Origin of the sequence: Microbacterium sp. RURRCA19A, assembly GCF_900156455.1 — a bacterium.
Taxonomy (GTDB): Bacteria; Actinomycetota; Actinomycetes; order Actinomycetales; family Microbacteriaceae; genus Microbacterium.
Map to the genome: position 1 here is coordinate 1,423,383 of NZ_FTNQ01000001.1, position 15,621 is coordinate 1,439,003.

At 71.1% G+C, this 15,621-nt stretch carries 14 protein-coding genes; 9 read left to right on the plus strand and 5 right to left on the minus strand.

Features of this window, described 5'->3' with window-relative positions:
• Positions 1-9 precede the first annotated feature (9 nt).
• The gene (locus BW982_RS06830) at positions 10-1,659 is read right to left on the minus strand and encodes a tyrosine-protein kinase domain-containing protein (protein WP_175611046.1); all 1,650 of its coding nucleotides are present in this window, start codon (positions 1,657-1,659) and stop codon (positions 10-12) included.
• Between the two features lie 344 nt (positions 1,660-2,003).
• Here BW982_RS06830 and BW982_RS06835 point away from each other — a divergent pair, with 344 nt between their 5' ends.
• Positions 2,004-4,475 (plus strand): helix-turn-helix transcriptional regulator, encoded by a 2,472-nt coding sequence (locus BW982_RS06835; RefSeq protein ID WP_076491241.1) that lies wholly within the window; start codon positions 2,004-2,006, stop codon positions 4,473-4,475.
• Positions 4,476-4,492: 17 nt separating this feature from the next.
• Here the strand turns inward: BW982_RS06835 and BW982_RS17685 are convergent, their stop codons facing one another.
• Both BW982_RS17685 and BW982_RS06840 read right to left on the minus strand, forming a co-directional pair.
• The gene (locus BW982_RS17685) at positions 4,493-4,684 is read right to left on the minus strand and encodes a hypothetical protein (RefSeq protein WP_139327335.1); all 192 of its coding nucleotides are present in this window, start codon (positions 4,682-4,684) and stop codon (positions 4,493-4,495) included.
• Between the two features lie 21 nt (positions 4,685-4,705).
• On the minus strand, positions 4,706-5,395 hold the full coding sequence (locus BW982_RS06840; RefSeq protein ID WP_175611047.1) for a DUF998 domain-containing protein: 690 nt from the start codon (positions 5,393-5,395) through the stop codon (positions 4,706-4,708).
• Positions 5,396-5,755: 360 nt separating this feature from the next.
• Between BW982_RS06840 and BW982_RS06845 the strand changes: the two genes are divergently transcribed.
• Genes BW982_RS06845 through BW982_RS06855 form a run of 3 tightly spaced genes read left to right on the plus strand, consistent with a single transcriptional unit; the run spans position 5,756 to position 8,303 of the window.
• Positions 5,756-7,078 (plus strand): coiled-coil domain-containing protein, encoded by a 1,323-nt coding sequence (locus BW982_RS06845; RefSeq protein ID WP_076491242.1) that lies wholly within the window; start codon positions 5,756-5,758, stop codon positions 7,076-7,078.
• 35 nt (positions 7,079-7,113) lie between these two features.
• Positions 7,114-8,049, plus strand: a complete 936-nt coding sequence (locus tag BW982_RS06850; RefSeq protein ID WP_076491243.1) for an aldo/keto reductase — start codon at positions 7,114-7,116, stop codon at positions 8,047-8,049.
• Complete coding sequence (locus BW982_RS06855) at positions 8,046-8,303, plus strand: hypothetical protein (RefSeq protein WP_139327336.1); 258 nt, start codon at positions 8,046-8,048, stop codon at positions 8,301-8,303. Before BW982_RS06850 ends, BW982_RS06855 begins: the two co-directional genes overlap by 4 nt.
• 87 nt (positions 8,304-8,390) lie before the next feature.
• Here the strand turns inward: BW982_RS06855 and BW982_RS06860 are convergent, their stop codons facing one another.
• Positions 8,391-8,777: a DUF7882 family protein gene (locus BW982_RS06860; protein ID WP_076491245.1), complete on the minus strand. Its 387-nt coding sequence runs from the start codon at positions 8,775-8,777 to the stop codon at positions 8,391-8,393.
• Between the two features lie 94 nt (positions 8,778-8,871).
• Here BW982_RS06860 and BW982_RS06865 point away from each other — a divergent pair, with 94 nt between their 5' ends.
• The 3 genes from BW982_RS06865 (at position 8,872) to BW982_RS06875 (ending at position 12,914) form a co-directional block, all read left to right on the plus strand.
• Entirely contained in the window at positions 8,872-9,432 is a 561-nt protein-coding gene (locus BW982_RS06865) for a MarR family winged helix-turn-helix transcriptional regulator (protein ID WP_076491246.1), read from the plus strand.
• A gap of 82 nt (positions 9,433-9,514) precedes the next feature.
• Entirely contained in the window at positions 9,515-11,362 is a 1,848-nt protein-coding gene (locus BW982_RS06870) for a DUF2207 domain-containing protein (RefSeq protein WP_076491247.1), read from the plus strand.
• A 115-nt stretch (positions 11,363-11,477) separates the two neighbouring features.
• Positions 11,478-12,914 carry a glycosyltransferase gene (locus tag BW982_RS06875; protein WP_076491248.1) on the plus strand — a complete coding sequence of 479 codons (1,437 nt, stop codon included), beginning with the start codon at positions 11,478-11,480 and terminating at the stop codon, positions 12,912-12,914.
• Between the two features lie 144 nt (positions 12,915-13,058).
• On the opposite strand, the gene BW982_RS06880 is transcribed toward BW982_RS06875, so the two are convergent.
• Positions 13,059-13,244: a hypothetical protein gene (locus BW982_RS06880; RefSeq protein WP_076491249.1), complete on the minus strand. Its 186-nt coding sequence runs from the start codon at positions 13,242-13,244 to the stop codon at positions 13,059-13,061.
• A gap of 278 nt (positions 13,245-13,522) precedes the next feature.
• On the opposite strand from BW982_RS06880, the gene BW982_RS06885 reads away from it, so the two are divergent.
• Complete coding sequence (locus tag BW982_RS06885) at positions 13,523-14,545, plus strand: TerC family protein (protein WP_076491250.1); 1,023 nt, start codon at positions 13,523-13,525, stop codon at positions 14,543-14,545.
• 104 nt (positions 14,546-14,649) lie between these two features.
• Positions 14,650-15,615: an LLM class F420-dependent oxidoreductase gene (locus BW982_RS06890; RefSeq protein ID WP_076491966.1), complete on the plus strand. Its 966-nt coding sequence runs from the start codon at positions 14,650-14,652 to the stop codon at positions 15,613-15,615.
• Positions 15,616-15,621 lie beyond the last annotated feature (6 nt).

Below are 15,621 nucleotides of genomic sequence, written 5' to 3' on the forward strand. Positions count from 1 at the left end.
TGCGTGTTTTCACCCCCTCTGACGGCGTCGGGACGTCCGGTCGTCCGGGACGTCCGCGGCGGGCGCCGCGACGGGGACCACGCCTTCACCACCGGAATCACCCGGCACAGGCGATCCCTTCCGCCCCGGAGCGAGCGTCCGCAGACCACGCACGTTCGAGGGAGGCAGTTCCGCGGACCGCCGACGCGGACCGGGCGCCTGCTCGCCGGCATCCTTCTTCTCGACCGTGGCGCGACGCCACGGCCGACGCCACCACCGCGGGCGGTCGACACCGGAGCTCGGTGCGCCGTAGCCGTAGTAGCCGCCGTACTGCGAGCCGTAATAGTTCGAATCCGCGCCGCGCAGCGGGACACGGTTGAGGACGACCCCGAGGAGCCGACCACGGGTCTTGGCGATGTTCCCGACCGCCCGCTGGAGCATGTCGTCCGTCGTGCGACCGGCGGTCACCACGAGGACCGCGCCGTCCGCCCAGTTCGCGATGACCGCGGCGTCGGCGACCGCGAGCGTCGGCGGGGAGTCGATGATGACGACCATGTCGTCGGCCAGGGTGCGCGCCAGCTGCTGCATGCGCTGCGAGCCGACCATCTCGCTGGGGTTGGGCGGCGTACGCCCGGCCGCGACGACGAACAGACGTCCGTTCTCGTCGACCTGGTGGGCCACCTGCTCGATGCGCGCGCGACCCGCGAGGACGTCGGAGAGCCCCACATCGTCCGAGAAGCCGAACGTCGCACCCAGCACAGGACGGCGCAGATCGGCGTCGATGAGGATCACCGACTGCCCCGTCGCCGCGATGCTCACCGCGAGGTTCGCGGCCGTCGTGGACTTCCCGTCGCCGGGCAGAGGGCTCGTGACGACCATGACGCGCGGGGGTCGGTCCACATCCACGTACTGCAGATTCGTCCTCAGCTCCCGCATCGCCTCTTTGTGCGCGAAGGAGCCGCGCCCGTCCCGGATGTCGTCGAACGAGAAGACGGCGCGTCCGGCGGCGAGCTCTTTGTCCACCGGCAGGATGCCGACCACCGACACGTCGACGGAGTCGGAGATGTCGTGCGCCGATCGGACGCGCCGGTCGAACGCGCGACGCACCAGCGCGAACAGGACCCCCGCGACCGCCCCGGCGAGGGCGCCGACGGCGATGGCGAGCTTCTCATTGGGCGAGGACGGCGCGGTCGGCAGCCGCGCCGAGTCGCCCGCGACCAGCTTCACCGCGCCGTGTCCGCCCCCCGTGGATTCCAGTTGATCGACCTGGACGGTCATGCCCTGGAGCCACGCCTGCGCGAGGTCGCGTGCCGCCTCGGGCGTCGGTCCCGTCGCATCGACGCGCACGTTGACGGTGTCGACGGGGTTGGACACGCGGATGCGCTGCACCAGCGACTCCGGGCTGTCGGTGAGTCCGAGCTCGTCCCGCGCCGTTTCGGCCACCGACTTCCAGTACCCCATGTCGATGAAGGACTTCACCCGCGACAGCGCGAGAGTGCCCCCGGCCAGCGCCGAGCTCGTCGATCCGTCGGACGACACGCTGGCGACGTAACCGCTCGCGTCGGCGGTATAGACCCGCGGCTGCAGAGCGCTCCAGCCGAGCCCCGCGAGCCCACCGGCCAGAGTCAGAGCGACGATCGCCTTCCAGTACGCGCGCAGGATCCGCGCGACGCGTTGCATGTCCACTCGTTTTCCACCTTCCGCTCGGTCCGCATCGGGAACGCCGAGCCCGGGAAGCATAGGCACCGGACGGAGGGCGCGCCTCGCGCTGCCGGAACGGGGGCGATCGGGCGATACGCGGGGGGAAACGGCGACGCTCCGCGATGGTGACAGGGGGGCGGAGAGTGTGATGCCGACAGGGTGAAGGCGGGATGACCGCGGGGATGAAACCGCTCCCTCGACAGGTCATCCGGGCGAACATCACCCCAATGATCGGGTGAAGCGCACCCCGGCTGTGCGCTCCCTTCGTCTCCCCGACCCGAACCCGGGACGACGACACCGCAGACCGAGAGTTGGAGAACACGATGCTGATCGACCTCGACACCCCGCCCGCCGCGGCCCGCGCCGCCCGGCGCTCCAGCCGCTTCTGGACACCCCGCACCATGACGGTCGCCAAGCTCCGCGACGCTCTCGAGAGCGATGTCGTGCTCCTGCGCGGACCCGCCGGTGTGGGCAAGAGCGCCCTACTGCGGCAGTTCGCGGCGGCCCTCGACGATGACCCCGAGACCGGCATCCAGCTCCTGGATGCCGCCCACGCCGACACCGCGACCCTCGACCGCGTCGCGGCCGCGTTCGACGAGGGTCCGCCGCAGCACGTCCTGCTGGTCGACAACCTGACCGACGGGTCCGCGGTCGGCTCCGGCGCGATCCTCGATCTGCTCCGCGCGGATCCCTCGCTGCGGGTGGTCGTCTCCACGCGGCACGTGACGCGCCTGGAGAGCCCCCTGATCGCCCTGGAGTTCGACGTCCACGTCCTCACTCCGGCCGACCTCCTGATGACCCGCGAAGAGCTGACCCTCGTCCTGGACCTGAACGGGATCGAGACCACCGACGTCGCCATCGATGTGCTCATGCGCCGCACGCACGGATGGCCGGCCCTCGCGCAGCTCGCGAGCTCCCGGCTCCGCCTCGAGGGCCTGCCGTTGCGCACGCGGGACGAGGCGGATGCCATTGCGGACTACGCCGGACGCGCTCTCACCGCGGACATGGAGGCCCACCTGAGCGCCCCGATCACCGACGAGGTGCGCTTGCTCGCGGTGGCCCCGTACATCAACGTCGAGCTGGCCGACGCGATCGGCATCGACTCGACCACCGGCACCACGAGCGATCTCCTGGCCGAGCTCCAGGATGCGGGCTTCGTGTGGCCCAGCACGACCCGGCTGGTGCTGGCCGAACCGGTACGCACCCAGTGGCTGCGCGAGATCACGGCGGGCGCGCCCGAGCTGGTCGAGCGCGCGCGCCTGCGCCTGCTCGATCACCTTGTCGCCGCCGGAGAGCCCCTGCGCGCCGCGCAGCTCGCCGCCGACGCCGGCCAGTGGCCCACCCTCGGGTCGATCCTGCGCTCGGCGGGACCGGAGGTCTGGGCACGGGACGCCGCCGCTTTCACGACGCTCGTCGAGACGCTCCGCTCGCACGTGGGCTTCGACCCCCTGTCGGTCGACGCCCTCCTGTCGGTCGACGCCGACACGGCCGCCTCCGCCGAGACCCCCGCGCTCGCGGTCGGCGCGCTCGGTCGCCTCCCGGAAGCGAAAGCGGCCGCGCAGCACAACATCGAGGCACTGATCGTGCGCGTGAACCTGCTGCGCGCCGCCGGGCGGTTCGCGCTGGCCACCGAATCGGCGACCCTGCTCGTGGACGCCCTGCGGCGTCGTCCGTCGCTGTCCGACGACGCCGTCGCCGAGGGGTGGTACCAGGTGGGGATGACCCACCTGGCCATGGGCAAGCTGCGCGACGCGACCCTCGCCCTCGGGCAGGTCGAACGCCTCGCCCCTCCCGCCCGTCGGCTGCGCGCCCGCGGGGTCCTCGCCGTCGTGGCGCTGCTCGAGGGCGACGTCCGCGCGGCCGGGGTGCTGTGCGAGACCGATCGGGAGGACGGATGGATCGACTCTCCGTGGGGCGAGGGCACGCGTCTGGCCGACGCGTGGTTGAGCCTGGAACGCGGGGATGCCGCGGCCGCACGGGAGCGCCTGGACACGATGACAGCGACGGGCGGCGCTCGGGAACTGTGGCCGTTCGCCGCGTCCGTCCAAGCCCTCGCGTTCCTGCTCTCCGGAGCGGCCCCGGATGCGCTCGGGATGCTGAGGTCGTGGATGGGGCGGACGCGGAGCACACCCCCGTCTCACTTCCAGTCGATCCAGCTTCTGACCGCTCGCGCGAAAGTGTTGATCGCGCTGCGTCAGGCCCGCAAGGCCATGGCCCTCTTCGAGGGGCCGTTCGGGCTCTCCGCCGCCACCGCCCCCGCTATCGCGCTGTCGCAGCTGTACGCCGGGCGCGCCCACGAGGCCTACGTGATGAGCGTGAAGTGGGGCATCCATCAGGATTCCTCCCCGCGCGCCGCGCTGGAGAGCCTGGTCGTCAGCATGGTCGCGGACGTGCGGCTCAACGGGACGGGGGCGCACCGATCGACCGCCCAGCGGGCCGAGGCGCTCAGCGCGCGTCACGACCTGTGGAGTCCGTGGAGTGCGGTCGCCCCCGAGGACCGCGGCCTCGTCCTGCGACTTCTGTCCCCCGCGGCGCGCGACCGCGTCTCGGATCGCGTCTCGTTCTTCGCGTCATCCGTGAGCGTTCCCCACCTCACCAAGCGCGAGCAGGTGGTCCTGGCGCAGCTCACACCGACCTCGACGATCGCTGACATCGCCCGCGCCCTGGTCGTCTCACCCAACACCGTCAAGACGCAGTTGCAGAGCCTGTACCGCAAGCTCGAGGTGTCGGACCGTGCAAGCGCGATCCGCGCCGCGCACGCGTGGGGTCTGATCGAGGCCGACAGCGACGTGTGAGGAAGGCGGCGCGCCGATCAGCCGCGGTCGGCGCGCCGCCGTCGAGCGAACCCGAAGACCACTCGCCCCACGATCAGGAGCACGACGAAGACAAGCACGCCCGGAAGCGTCAGCGGCACGCCGGCTCCGTGGAAGACGACCAGCACGACGACGATGCTCGCGATCGGCACGATCACCCCGATCACTCGGCGCAGTCGTCGTCGGGTCATGGGTAAACGGTAGTCGCTGCGTCAGCGAGGGTCCGACGGGTCACCGCGGGTGACGACCTCGTCCGCCGCGACTTGCAGCCCGAAGACCCCGAACCACGCGATCGCGAGCGTCGCGGCGGCGAACTCGAGATTCCCACCGAGAACCGTGTCGCCGCGGAACAGCGCCAGCATGGCACCGGTGAACGACGTCAGACCGACGGCGACGAGGGTCACGAGGCTCGCCGCACGCATCCACGGACGGCGGCGCAGAACCGACACCTGTGCCATCGCGACGATGGCCAGGACGAAGCCGAGCACAGCCGCGCTGATGTGGATGAGGTCTTGCGGCAGGGCACCCGGGGTGAACGGCACGGGACATCCGGGCGAGCAGGTGACGACGGATGCCAGTGCGAAACACGCCCCGCACACGACCAGGGTCGCGGCGATGGGCCAGCCGACCACGTAGACGTCGGGCCGGTGCAGGAGCGCTCTGTCCACGAGCACCGCGGCGATGCCGAGCAGCAGCAGAGCGGAGTTGAACAGCGGCGCCGTCGGCATCCCCGTGGCCCCCAACTGACTCACGTAGTGAACGGTGGGATCCCACAGGCGACTGAGCCAGATCAAGCCCGCACTCAGGAAAGCGGCGCATCCGCCGACGAGCGCGAGGAGAACGACACGACGGCTTCCCGGACGGCCGGCGAGGCGGGGAGACCGAACGATCGTCTCGGTCATGGGCGTCTCCGGCGGCGTCGAGGGGGGCTCCGCCACACTACCGCGCTCCGCACCGCCGCACGCGGGAGGAGCCGCGGCGGAATGCTGACATGGTCGGAATCCGTCCTGTCCGCGGGCGATTCCCCGGGTGAGGTATCGCCGCACGCCGGGGTCTGAGCCCCTCGTGCGTGGCATGGTCGTCCTCGAGCGATCTCGAGTGGTTCTCCCCCAAGTTCCGTACTCTTCATCCCGGTCGCTCACCATGGATGCGCGGTCTCGTGGCCACGGCACCCGGTTCGAGACCGCGCATCCCCTCTGCACGAGCCCGCGGCCGGCACCTCGCTCGTCGGGCGTCGCCGGGCCGCCCCGAGAGGAGTCCCCGTGACGGACGACCAGACCCCGCAGTCGCACCAGCCGACGGACGGAGCGGAGTCTTCGCCGCTCGACGAGTTGCTCCGCCGGACCGCCGAGGAAGATCCGTCGCCGACGTTCCCCGTCGGCTTCCGCGGATACGATCGCGAGGCGGTCGACGAAAGCGTCCGCCATCTCGTCCGGCGGGCGCGGGAGGCCTCCGACGAGGTGCACCGCGAGAAGCTCCGCGCCGAGGCGATGTTCGCCCAACAGCGCGCAGACCATGACGACGAGCTCGCCGAGGTGGCCCGCCGTCACAGCGAGGAGACCGGGCGACTGCAGGAGCAGGCGCGCGCCGCCGCCGCGCGCGCGGCCGACGCGGAGACGCAGGTCGCCGCCCTCTCGAGCGGTCTCATCGGCGGCACGGACGGCGAGGGCGACGATCCGGCGCAGGCGCGTCAGCGGTTCGACGCGATTCTCCGCGTCGCCGAAGAACAGGCGAGCGTGCTGGTGCAGAACGCGGCGGCGCAGGCGGAACGGCTCCTGTCCACCGCCCGCGACGAGGCCGACGACATCCGGTCCGACGCGGTCGCCGAACGCGACCGGATCCGATCGGAGGCGCAGCACGACGCCGACCAGGCGCGCCTCCGGATCGAGACCGAACTCACCGCGCACCACACCCGGCTCGAACGCGAGGGCGCCCACGCGACGGAGAAAGTGGCCCAGGCGGAGCGTGAGGCCGCAGCCGTTCGCACGGAGGCCGAGAAGGGCGCGGCCGCGCTGCGTTCGCTCGTCTCCCGCGAGACCGCCGACCTGCGGGCCGCGGCGGAGCGCGACGTCCGGGAGATGACCGCACGGGTCCTCGAGTTCGAGGAGTCGCTGACCCGGCGTCAGGACGAGGCGCAGCAGGAGTTCCTCGTGCTGCACAATCAGGCCGTCGCGCACGCCGAGCGGATCACCTCGGACGCGAGCGAGCAGGTGGAGGCCGCCCTCGCGCACGCGCGCCGGATCGCGGGGCGGGCCGACGATCACGAGCGACTGGCCCGCGCTCAGGCCCAGCAGGTCGTGGCACAGGCGCAGGTCCAGGCACGCGGCATCCTCGACGATGCGCGCGAGAAGGCTCAACGCATCGCGGACACCATCGCGGCCCACGCCGCCACGGTGCTGCGCGACGCCGAGGATCGCACCCGCGATCTGCGCTGGCAGCAGCAACAGCTGGGCGGCTTCCTGTCCGAGATGAACGAGCTGCTGCGCGCTGCACCGCGGGGCTCGGCGTCGCCGGACGACGATCGGGAGACGCCCGACGGGTCTGCGGACGGCGAGGACGACGCAGACGGGGGCGCGTCCGACTGAGGCGCGGACCCACGCGCGCGGGATAACGTGGAGCGATGCGATCCGTCCCCCTCGGCCCCTCGGGCCCCGCCGTGCCCGCCGTCGTCGCCGGAATGATGCGGATCGACGGCAAGAGCGACGCCGCGGTCCGCGAGCTCTACGAAGCAGCGCGCTCCGTGGGCATCGACTTCTTCGATCACGCGGACATCTACGCCCGAGAACTCCATTCCGCCGAGCGACGGTTCGCGGAGGCGCTCCGGCTGAGCCCGTCGGAGCGCGCGGAGATCCGGCTGCAGACGAAGGCGGGCATCGTCCGCGAAGGGCCGTACTTCGACTTCTCTTACGAGCACATCGTCGCCTCGGTGAACGAGTCCCTCCGCGCGCTCGACACCGACTACGTCGACGTGCTCCTGCTCCACCGGCCCGACGCACTCGTCGAGCCCGAGGAAGTGGCGCGCGCGTTCGACGAGCTCGAAGCCGCGGGCAAGGTGCGCGCGTTCGGCGTGTCCAACCACACGCCGCGCCAGATCGATCTGCTCCGCACCGCGGTCCGTCAGCCCATCGTCGCCAATCAGGTGCAGCTCTCGGTCGCCCACGCCCCCATCGTCGCGCAGGGGCTTGCGATGAACATGGAGTCGGCGCCGCAGTCCGCCGTCCTGGACGGCGGCGGGCTCGTCGACTACTGCCGCCTGGAGGGCATCACCCTGCAGGCGTGGTCGCCGCTGCAGGGATCGAGAGGGAACGGCGTGTTCCTCGGGGATCCGGCTTACGCGGAGCTGAACGCTGTGATCGATGAGCTCGCAGGACGCTACGGAGTGGCCCCGATCGCGATCGCCGTGGCGTGGATCACGCGGCATCCGGCCGGAATGCAGGTGATCCTGGGGACGACCACCCCGAGCCGGGTGGTCGAAGCGTCCTCCGGCGCCGACATCGTCTTGACGCGTGCGGAGTGGTACTCGCTCGTCCGAGCCGCGGGCTACGTCGTCCCGTGAGCCCTGTGGAGGAGCGTGGTCCTGGCAGCGGGCCGCGGCAGGAGCGCCCGTGGGGGACGATCCTCGCGGTCGTGGCCGCGTGCGTCTTCGCGGCGCCGACGTTGCTCCTCCCCGCGGACGGTCCCGTCACCGCGAAGCTCGGCTTCATCGCCGTCGGCTCGGTGCTGCTGGCCGCAGCGATCATCCTGACGCGGCGGGAGCCCGGCGCCTCGGGCACCGCCGACGACGCAGACGAGGACGACGTCAGGCCGTGACACCCACGCCGGGTGTGATGACCGCCAGCGGCTCGGTCGGCACGTCCCACACGGCGGACTGAGTCACGACCGCGCTGTCCGCCGCGTTCACGCGGCGCGGACCAGCGAGCGCGGAGCGGTGGACGACGCCCCGCGATTCGGCCGGGCCTGCGCCGGGCGCTCGGCGGCGGGAGCCTCCGCGGCATCGATGTCGAGGCTCAGGCCGCGTGAGGAGTTGGCGTCGTTGGCCATGCGCTTGAGCAGGTTCTGGTCGAGGGACTCGGGCTGCTCGGACTCGAACACGAATCGCAGCGGGATGGCGGGCTGCAGCCAGATCGTGGAGCGCCCGACGGGCTCATCCGCCCCGTGCGTCCACGACAGCGTGAAGCTCTCGCCGCGGCGGAGCTTGGTGGCGACGACCACCTTGACGTGGGCCAGCATCCGATCGTCGATCGTGATCGGCTCGGGGGTCGTTCCGTAGAACAGCTTCGCCATGGTGTTTCCCTTCCCTCTTTTCTTGTTCACGAACTTACTAGATAGACTAGCGAATAAGCAACCGAGATATAAGGCGAAGATCGGAGGCGGCCGGATGGACACCGCATCCCCTGCTCCCTACTGGTACGGCGACGGCGCTGAAGATCGGCGCAGCTCGCGCGTCATGCACGCCTTGCGGGAGTACCGCACGGCGGAGATGGCGATGCGCCGACGCACGCAGGACTCGATGGCGATGGGCGAGAACGAACTCTTCGTCCTGCGGTACCTCGCCCGCGCCTCCGCATCCTTGGCGGACACGACGCCCGCCGATCTCGCGCGTCACCTCGGGCTGTCCACAGCCTCCATCACCGCGCTCCTCGATCGACTGGAACGCTCCGACCACGTTCGCCGCGAGCGGCACCCGACGGATCGACGCAAGATCCTCGTGCGTGCCACAGCACACACGGAGGACGAGATGCGCGGCGAACTCGGCGATATGCACGAGCGGATGATGCGCGCCACCTCCGGCTTGAGCCCGGTCGAAGCGGATGCCGTGACCGCGTTCCTCGAGCGCATGCGCTGCGCCGTCGCCGGCCCGTGCACCCGCACCGGCGAGAGGTGCTGTCTCACGGCGGAGCGGGACGAGCACGACGCCGCGGGCGCCGACGCGCGCTGAACCGATCCCCTCCCCCGCGTCGGCGACCGGCATCCCCCGCAGGACGGATTCGATCCGGACGGCATCTCGATAGCGTCGAGGCATGGACGTCCTCGCCTCCCGAGTCCGATCGCTTCGCGCCGCGCTGACCGCGGCGGCGCTCCTCTGCGTCCTCCTCACGGTCCTCCCCACCGCCCCCGCCCATGCCGACGTCGACGATTTCCGTTTCGATTCACTCGACGCGCGGATGTCGCTGACCCGGGCCGCGGACGGGCATGCCGAGCTGTCGGTCACCGAGACACTGGTGGCGGAGTTTCCGGAGGAGGATCAGAACCGCGGAATCATCCGCGTGATCCCGGACGATTACGACGGAGTCCCTCTGCAGACGCGGATCACCGCGGTGACCGGCGCCGACGGCGCGGCCATACCTTTCGAGGTCGAGACCGACCGACGGGAGGTGCGGGTGCTGACCGGTGACGACGACTACGTGCACGGCAGGCAGACCTATGTGATCTCGTACACGCAGCGCGACACCATCCGCGCATTCGCCGACACGGACGCCGACGAGTTCTACCGCGATGTCAACGGAACCGACTGGGCGCAGCCGTTCGGACGGGTCGACGTGGAAGTGACCGTCGACGCCTCGCTCGCGGCGGCGGCGCTCGACGGTGCCGCGGCCTGCTATCGGGGCGCACAGGGATCCTCCGACCGCTGCGACGTCACCCGGACGGATCGGGCCGACGGCGGCCTGACGTTCTCGGCGGGGTCGAACGATCTGGGCCCGGGCGAGAACGTCACCATCGCCGTCGGCTTCGCGAGCGGAACGTTCGTGCCCGGCGAGGTGGTTCGCACGGCGGCCGAGCAGTTCTCCGTGGATGCCGCCCCGGCACTGGCCGCGGTCTCGCTCGGCACCCTCGGGCTCAGTGCCGTCGCGATCGGCGCCGCCATCGTCTCGCGCCGCCGCAACCGTGATGCGGCGGGTCGGGGGATCATCGTCGCGGAGTACACCCCGCCCGCCGGCGTCGACGTCCTCGAGGGAGCGCACCTCGTCGGACGCAGCCCCGCCGCCCTTCCCGCCGCGGTGCTCGACACGGCCGTGGCCGGGCATCTCCGCATCGTCGAGAGCCCCTCGGCCGATGACGCGCTGGCCCTGGAATACGTCGACGCGGCGGGGGCGACGCCGCTGCGGGCCGGCGTCCTCGCCGCCGTGTTCGGCGACCACCCGCGCCCCGGCGAGCGCGTGGCGTTGGACACACCGGGCAGCGATGCGGGCGCGCGTCTGCGCGACATGCTCGCCGTGGCCGGCACGGAGGTGCGGAGACGCGGATGGATGCGCCGACCGCAGATGCGCGGCGCGGTGGCCGCGGGGGTGATCGCCGTCGCCGCGTTCGGCGTCTCCGTCGCCGCCCTGATGATCACCGCGGTGGGCGCGACGCCGACCTGGTGGCAGATCGCAGCGATCCCCACGACGGTGGTCGGCGGCATCCTGACGTTCGTCCTGATCCGGTACTCGGACCGGGTGACGGATGCCGGCGCCCCCGTGCGCGATCACCTGCTCGGGCTGCGCGACTACCTGACCCTGGCCGAGGCCGACCGGCTGCGGGTGCTGCAGAGCCCGGAGGGGGCTGAGCGCAGATCCGGGGGGACCGACGACCCCGTGCAGGTCCTGCACCTCTACGAGAAGCTGCTCCCGTGGGCGGTCGTCTGGGGAGTGGAACGCGAGTGGGCCGACGTCCTGGCCGTCCAGGCGCAGGCGACGGGGACGGAGCTCGGCTGGTACTCGGGACCGAACGGGTTCTCGAGCGCACTGTTGGCGTCGTCGCTGTCGACGATGCACTCCGGAACCAGTCCCGCACCCACGACGAGCGGGTCGGGCAGTTTCTCGGGCGGGTCGTTCGGCGGCGGCTTCTCTGGCGGAGGCATGGGCGGCGGGGGCGGGGGCGGGCGCTGACCACACGCTTCCGGGCGCTCGGTCCCGCGTAGAGTCACGTCATGCGCACCTCCCCCCGCGGCGCCGACCGGCACCGACCCCGGAACGCACGTCCCTCCTGCACCGAGCGCGCGCGATGACCGTGCTGCCACCGGGTCGTCAGATGGTCCTGACCTGGGGGATCCCGCGCTCCTACGGCGGATTGACCGCCGCGCTGCTGCAGCGGTCGCGGATGTTCGATGAGCGAGGCGGGGTGCCCGTGGACGTGCTGACGTGCGAGGACCGCCCCGACCCGATCGCCACCGCGGCCGAGCTCGCGGAGCGCGCCGCCCTGTCGACCGGCGTCCGGGTGCGGAACCTGTGGGACTGGCTGCGCGAGAACGAACTGCGGGGCCGAGCGGTCGGACCGGCCGCGGGTTTCTCCCCGCTTCCGGCGGACTCCGCCGTCGACAGCGTGGACGGGGTGGTTCTGCGGCGCGTCCGCACGGATCCCCGAGGCGCCGTGCAACAGATCGATCATCTGCGTCGCGACGGGACCCTGGCCGCCAGCGACCGCCGCGACGTCCCCGCACCGGACGGCGGTGTGCGTCGTGTCGTGGTGACCTGCGACGCGCAGGGCGCCCCGCGTGCCGCCTGGCGTGGAGTGCGGACGCTGTACGCGGCGTGGCTGGACCGTCTCACCGGACGGCAGGCGACGTTCCTCCTCGTCGACAGCAAGGCGATGGCGCGATTCGCGGCCGGGTACCGACGTCCCCATGTCGTCGTCGTCCACGTGGTGCACGGCTCGCACCTGACCGACGACGGCGCGGCGCTGCGACCGTCGCGGGCGGAGGTCTTCGCGCGGCTCGGCGCGTTCGACGCGGTCGTGTTCTGCACCGCCCGACAGGCGCGCGACGTGCGGCGGCGGGTCGGTCCCCTGCCGTTGCTGGCCGTCGTACCTCACCCCGTGTCGCGGGTCGAGGTCCCCTCGGGACCGCGCAGCGGCGCGGTCGTGATCGCACGCTTGGAGGGCATCAAACGCGTCGAGGACGCCATCGCCGCGTCACGCGCCGCGGCGGAGAGCGTCCCGGAGCTCACCCTCGACGTCTACGGTGACGGACCGGAGCGCGACCGGCTCGAGGAACGTGCGGGCACGGACGGGCGCGTGCGGCTGCGCGGCTTCGTCCCGGCTGCACGCGGGGCTCTGACCTCGGCATCCGTTCTGCTCCTCACCAGCCGCTCCGAGGCGTTCTCGCTCGTCGTGGCCGAGGCGATGGCGGCGGGATGCCTGCCGATCGCGTACGACGTGCCGTACGGTCCGCGCGAGCTGATCCATCATGGTCGGACGGGGTGGCTCGTCCCGGCGGGCGACGTGGCGCGGCTCACCGCGACGCTGGTGTCGGCCCTCTCGACCGACGAACGCGTACTCGCGCGGATGCGACGCGATGCGGTCGCCCGCGCGGCGGAGTTCGACGAGTCGGCGGTGCTGGAACGGTGGGCCGCGACCCTCCGCCGTGCCGCGCGGCGCCATCGGATGCGCGAGCGCACCTGGCGATTCCGGGAGATGGTGCGGCGGCGCCTTCGGATCGGCTGAGAGCCGGTCCTTCTCGCATCCGCCGAGCGTACTCTCGTCCTACCCAGCCCCGGCATCGCCGGCGCGGATGCGCCTCTCCCGGCGCGCGACGTTCCCTGTCCGTCGAGCCACTCCCCCACCCCGGCTCCGGACGGGGTCCGTCGTTCAGCGGTCTTCGCCGTACGCGCGGATGCTGCGCAGGTCGTCGTTCAGCTCCGCGTCGGCGGTGTCGCCGCCGACCGCACGGTCCGCCGACCGCTGCTCCTGCGCACCGGCCGACTTCTCCTCGGGTGCCGCCTCGGTGGCCCCGTCCATCACCGGCGCGTCCTGGGTGGGTTCACGTTCGTCCATCGGGTCCTCCTCGATCCGGGTCCTCCCGGCATCCTGTGGCCGGGCCGGATTCCGGAGCGAGGGCTTGCGTCCGCGACGCGGTCGTGCTGATCGACTCCGAATCGGCATTCGGCCGCGCCTGTCAAGCTCCGGTATGATGGTTCCCGACAAGGGGAGTATTCCCACGCGACGATCCCGTCAATACGGTCCACGCCATCGTGGACCCGGGCCGTCGGCTCGCATCGCGAGTGGAAGAGACCTTGGTGTTTCGACGTACACCAGAACCCTTGGAGGCCCGCGTGGGTGTCACCCCGCTCATCTGGATCATCACGATCGCGATCACGATCGCGTTCTTCGTGTTCGAGTTCTTCGCACACGTCCGCAAAGCGCACGAACCGACCATCGGGGAATCCGCCCGCTGGTCGGCGTTCTACATCGGCCTGGCCCTGCTGTTCGGCGTCGGCATCGGCGTGTTCTCGGGGTGGACCTACGGCGGCGAGTACTTCGCCGGCTACCTCACCGAGAAGGCCCTGTCGATCGACAACCTCTTCGTGTTCCTGATCATCATGACCGGCTTCGCGGTGCCCAAGAAGTACCAGCAGAAGGTCCTGATGATCGGCATCGTCATCGCGCTGGTGATGCGCGGGGCGTTCATCGCCGTCGGTGCCGCCCTCATCGAGAACTTCTCGTGGATCTTCTACATCTTCGGTGCGCTGCTGCTCTTCCTCGCGTACCGTCAGGCGTTCGCACACGGTGAGAGCGACCCCGCGAACGGCAGGTTCATGCGGTTCGTGCGCCGCGTCCTCCCCGTCAGCGAGGAGTACAACGGCGACAAGCTCACCGTGCAGAAGAACGGGAAGCGCTTCGTCACGCCGATGCTCCTGGTCATCGTCGCGATCGGTTTCATCGATCTGGTCTTCGCGATCGACTCGATCCCCGCGATCTACGGGCTGACCAACGAGGCGTACATCGTGTTCACCGCCAACGCCTTCGCCTTGATGGGTCTGCGGCAGCTGTACTTCCTCATCGGCGGCCTCCTCGAGCGCCTCGTGTACCTCTCGCAGGGCCTCGCGGTCATCCTGGCGTTCATCGGAGTGAAGCTCGTCTTCCACGCCCTTCACGTCAACGAACTCCCCTTCATCAACGGCGGCGAGCCGCTGCTGTGGGTGCCGGAGATCCCGATCTGGCTGTCGTTGCTGTTCATCGCGGCGACCGTCGCGGTGGCGACCGTGGCGAGCCTGGCCAAGACGCGCAAGGACGCCCAGAAGAAGCGCCGCGACGAGTTCGAGGGCGAGAAGGTCGTCCACGCACCCGAGGACTGATCCGCCGCACCGGGTCCACGGTGGATGCCGTGGGCCCGGTGCCGTATCCGTGCGCTCCGCGCAACCCCGCAGGCATCGGCATGGGACCGACCTACCGTGACGGCATGACTCGTTTCGGATACACCCTCATGACCGAGCAGAGCGGTCCCCGCGAACTCGTGGACTACGCCGTCGGCGCCGAGCGCGCCGGATACGACTTCCTCGTCTCCAGTGACCACTACTCCCCGTGGCTGACGTCCCAGGGGCACGCGCCGTACGCGTGGACCGTGCTGGGCGCAGTCGCCTACGCCACCACCGACATCGAGCTGATGACCTACGTCACCTGCCCGACCATCCGCTACCACCCCGCCGTCGTCGCGCAGAAGGCGGCCACGCTGCAGCTGCTGTCGGACGGGCGGTTCACCCTCGGCCTCGGCTCCGGAGAGAACCTCAACGAACACGTGGTCGGCGAGGGCTGGCCGGCCGTCCATGCCCGCCAGGACATGCTCGTCGAGGCGATCGAGATCATCCGCGCGCTGCACACCGGCGATCTCGTGACCTACGACGGCGAGTATTTCCGGGTCGATTCCGCGCGGGTGTGGGATGCACCCGAGGGCGGTGTGCCCATCGGCGTCGCCGTGTCGGGCGAGCATTCGATCGAGCGGTTCGCGCCGCTGGGCGACCACCTCATCACCACCGAACCCGAGGCGGACCTGATCCGCGGGTGGGACGCGCACCACGAGGGCGTCTCGCGCAAGATCGGCCAGATCCCGATCAGCTGGGATCCCGACAAGGATGCCGCGGTCGCCCGCGCGCACGACCAGTTCCGGTGGTTCGCCGGCGGCTGGGCCGTGAATTCCGATCTGCCCACTCCCGCGGGGTTCGCCGGCGCGTCGCAGTTCGTGCGCCCCGATGACGTCGCGGACTCGATCGCCTGCGGCCCCGATCTCGATGAACTCGCGGAGAGCGTGCGTCCCTTCATCGACGCGGGCTTCACCGATGTCGCGATCGTTCAGGTGGGCGACGCACAGCAACAGCGTTTCGTCGACGAGGTCGCCGCCCCGCTGCTGGAGAAGCTCCGGGCCCTCTGAGATCTC

What these genes read in the sequence shown, in the direction of transcription:
- BW982_RS06830 (WP_175611046.1), bottom strand. Translation starts at nt 1,659, where the DNA reads ATGCAACGCGTCGCGCGGATCCTGCGCGCGTACTGGAAGGCGATCGTC.
- BW982_RS06835 (WP_076491241.1), top strand. Translation starts at nt 2,004, where the DNA reads ATGCTGATCGACCTCGACACCCCGCCCGCCGCGGCCCGCGCCGCCCGG.
- BW982_RS17685 (WP_139327335.1), bottom strand. Translation starts at nt 4,684, where the DNA reads ATGACCCGACGACGACTGCGCCGAGTGATCGGGGTGATCGTGCCGATC.
- BW982_RS06840 (WP_175611047.1), bottom strand. Translation starts at nt 5,395, where the DNA reads ATGACCGAGACGATCGTTCGGTCTCCCCGCCTCGCCGGCCGTCCGGGA.
- BW982_RS06850 (WP_076491243.1), top strand. Translation starts at nt 7,114, where the DNA reads ATGCGATCCGTCCCCCTCGGCCCCTCGGGCCCCGCCGTGCCCGCCGTC.
- BW982_RS06860 (WP_076491245.1), bottom strand. Translation starts at nt 8,777, where the DNA reads ATGGCGAAGCTGTTCTACGGAACGACCCCCGAGCCGATCACGATCGAC.
- BW982_RS06865 (WP_076491246.1), top strand. Translation starts at nt 8,872, where the DNA reads ATGGACACCGCATCCCCTGCTCCCTACTGGTACGGCGACGGCGCTGAA.
- BW982_RS06870 (WP_076491247.1), top strand. Translation starts at nt 9,515, where the DNA reads ATGGACGTCCTCGCCTCCCGAGTCCGATCGCTTCGCGCCGCGCTGACC.
- BW982_RS06875 (WP_076491248.1), top strand. Translation starts at nt 11,478, where the DNA reads ATGACCGTGCTGCCACCGGGTCGTCAGATGGTCCTGACCTGGGGGATC.
- BW982_RS06880 (WP_076491249.1), bottom strand. Translation starts at nt 13,244, where the DNA reads ATGGACGAACGTGAACCCACCCAGGACGCGCCGGTGATGGACGGGGCC.
- BW982_RS06890 (WP_076491966.1), top strand. Translation starts at nt 14,650, where the DNA reads ATGACTCGTTTCGGATACACCCTCATGACCGAGCAGAGCGGTCCCCGC.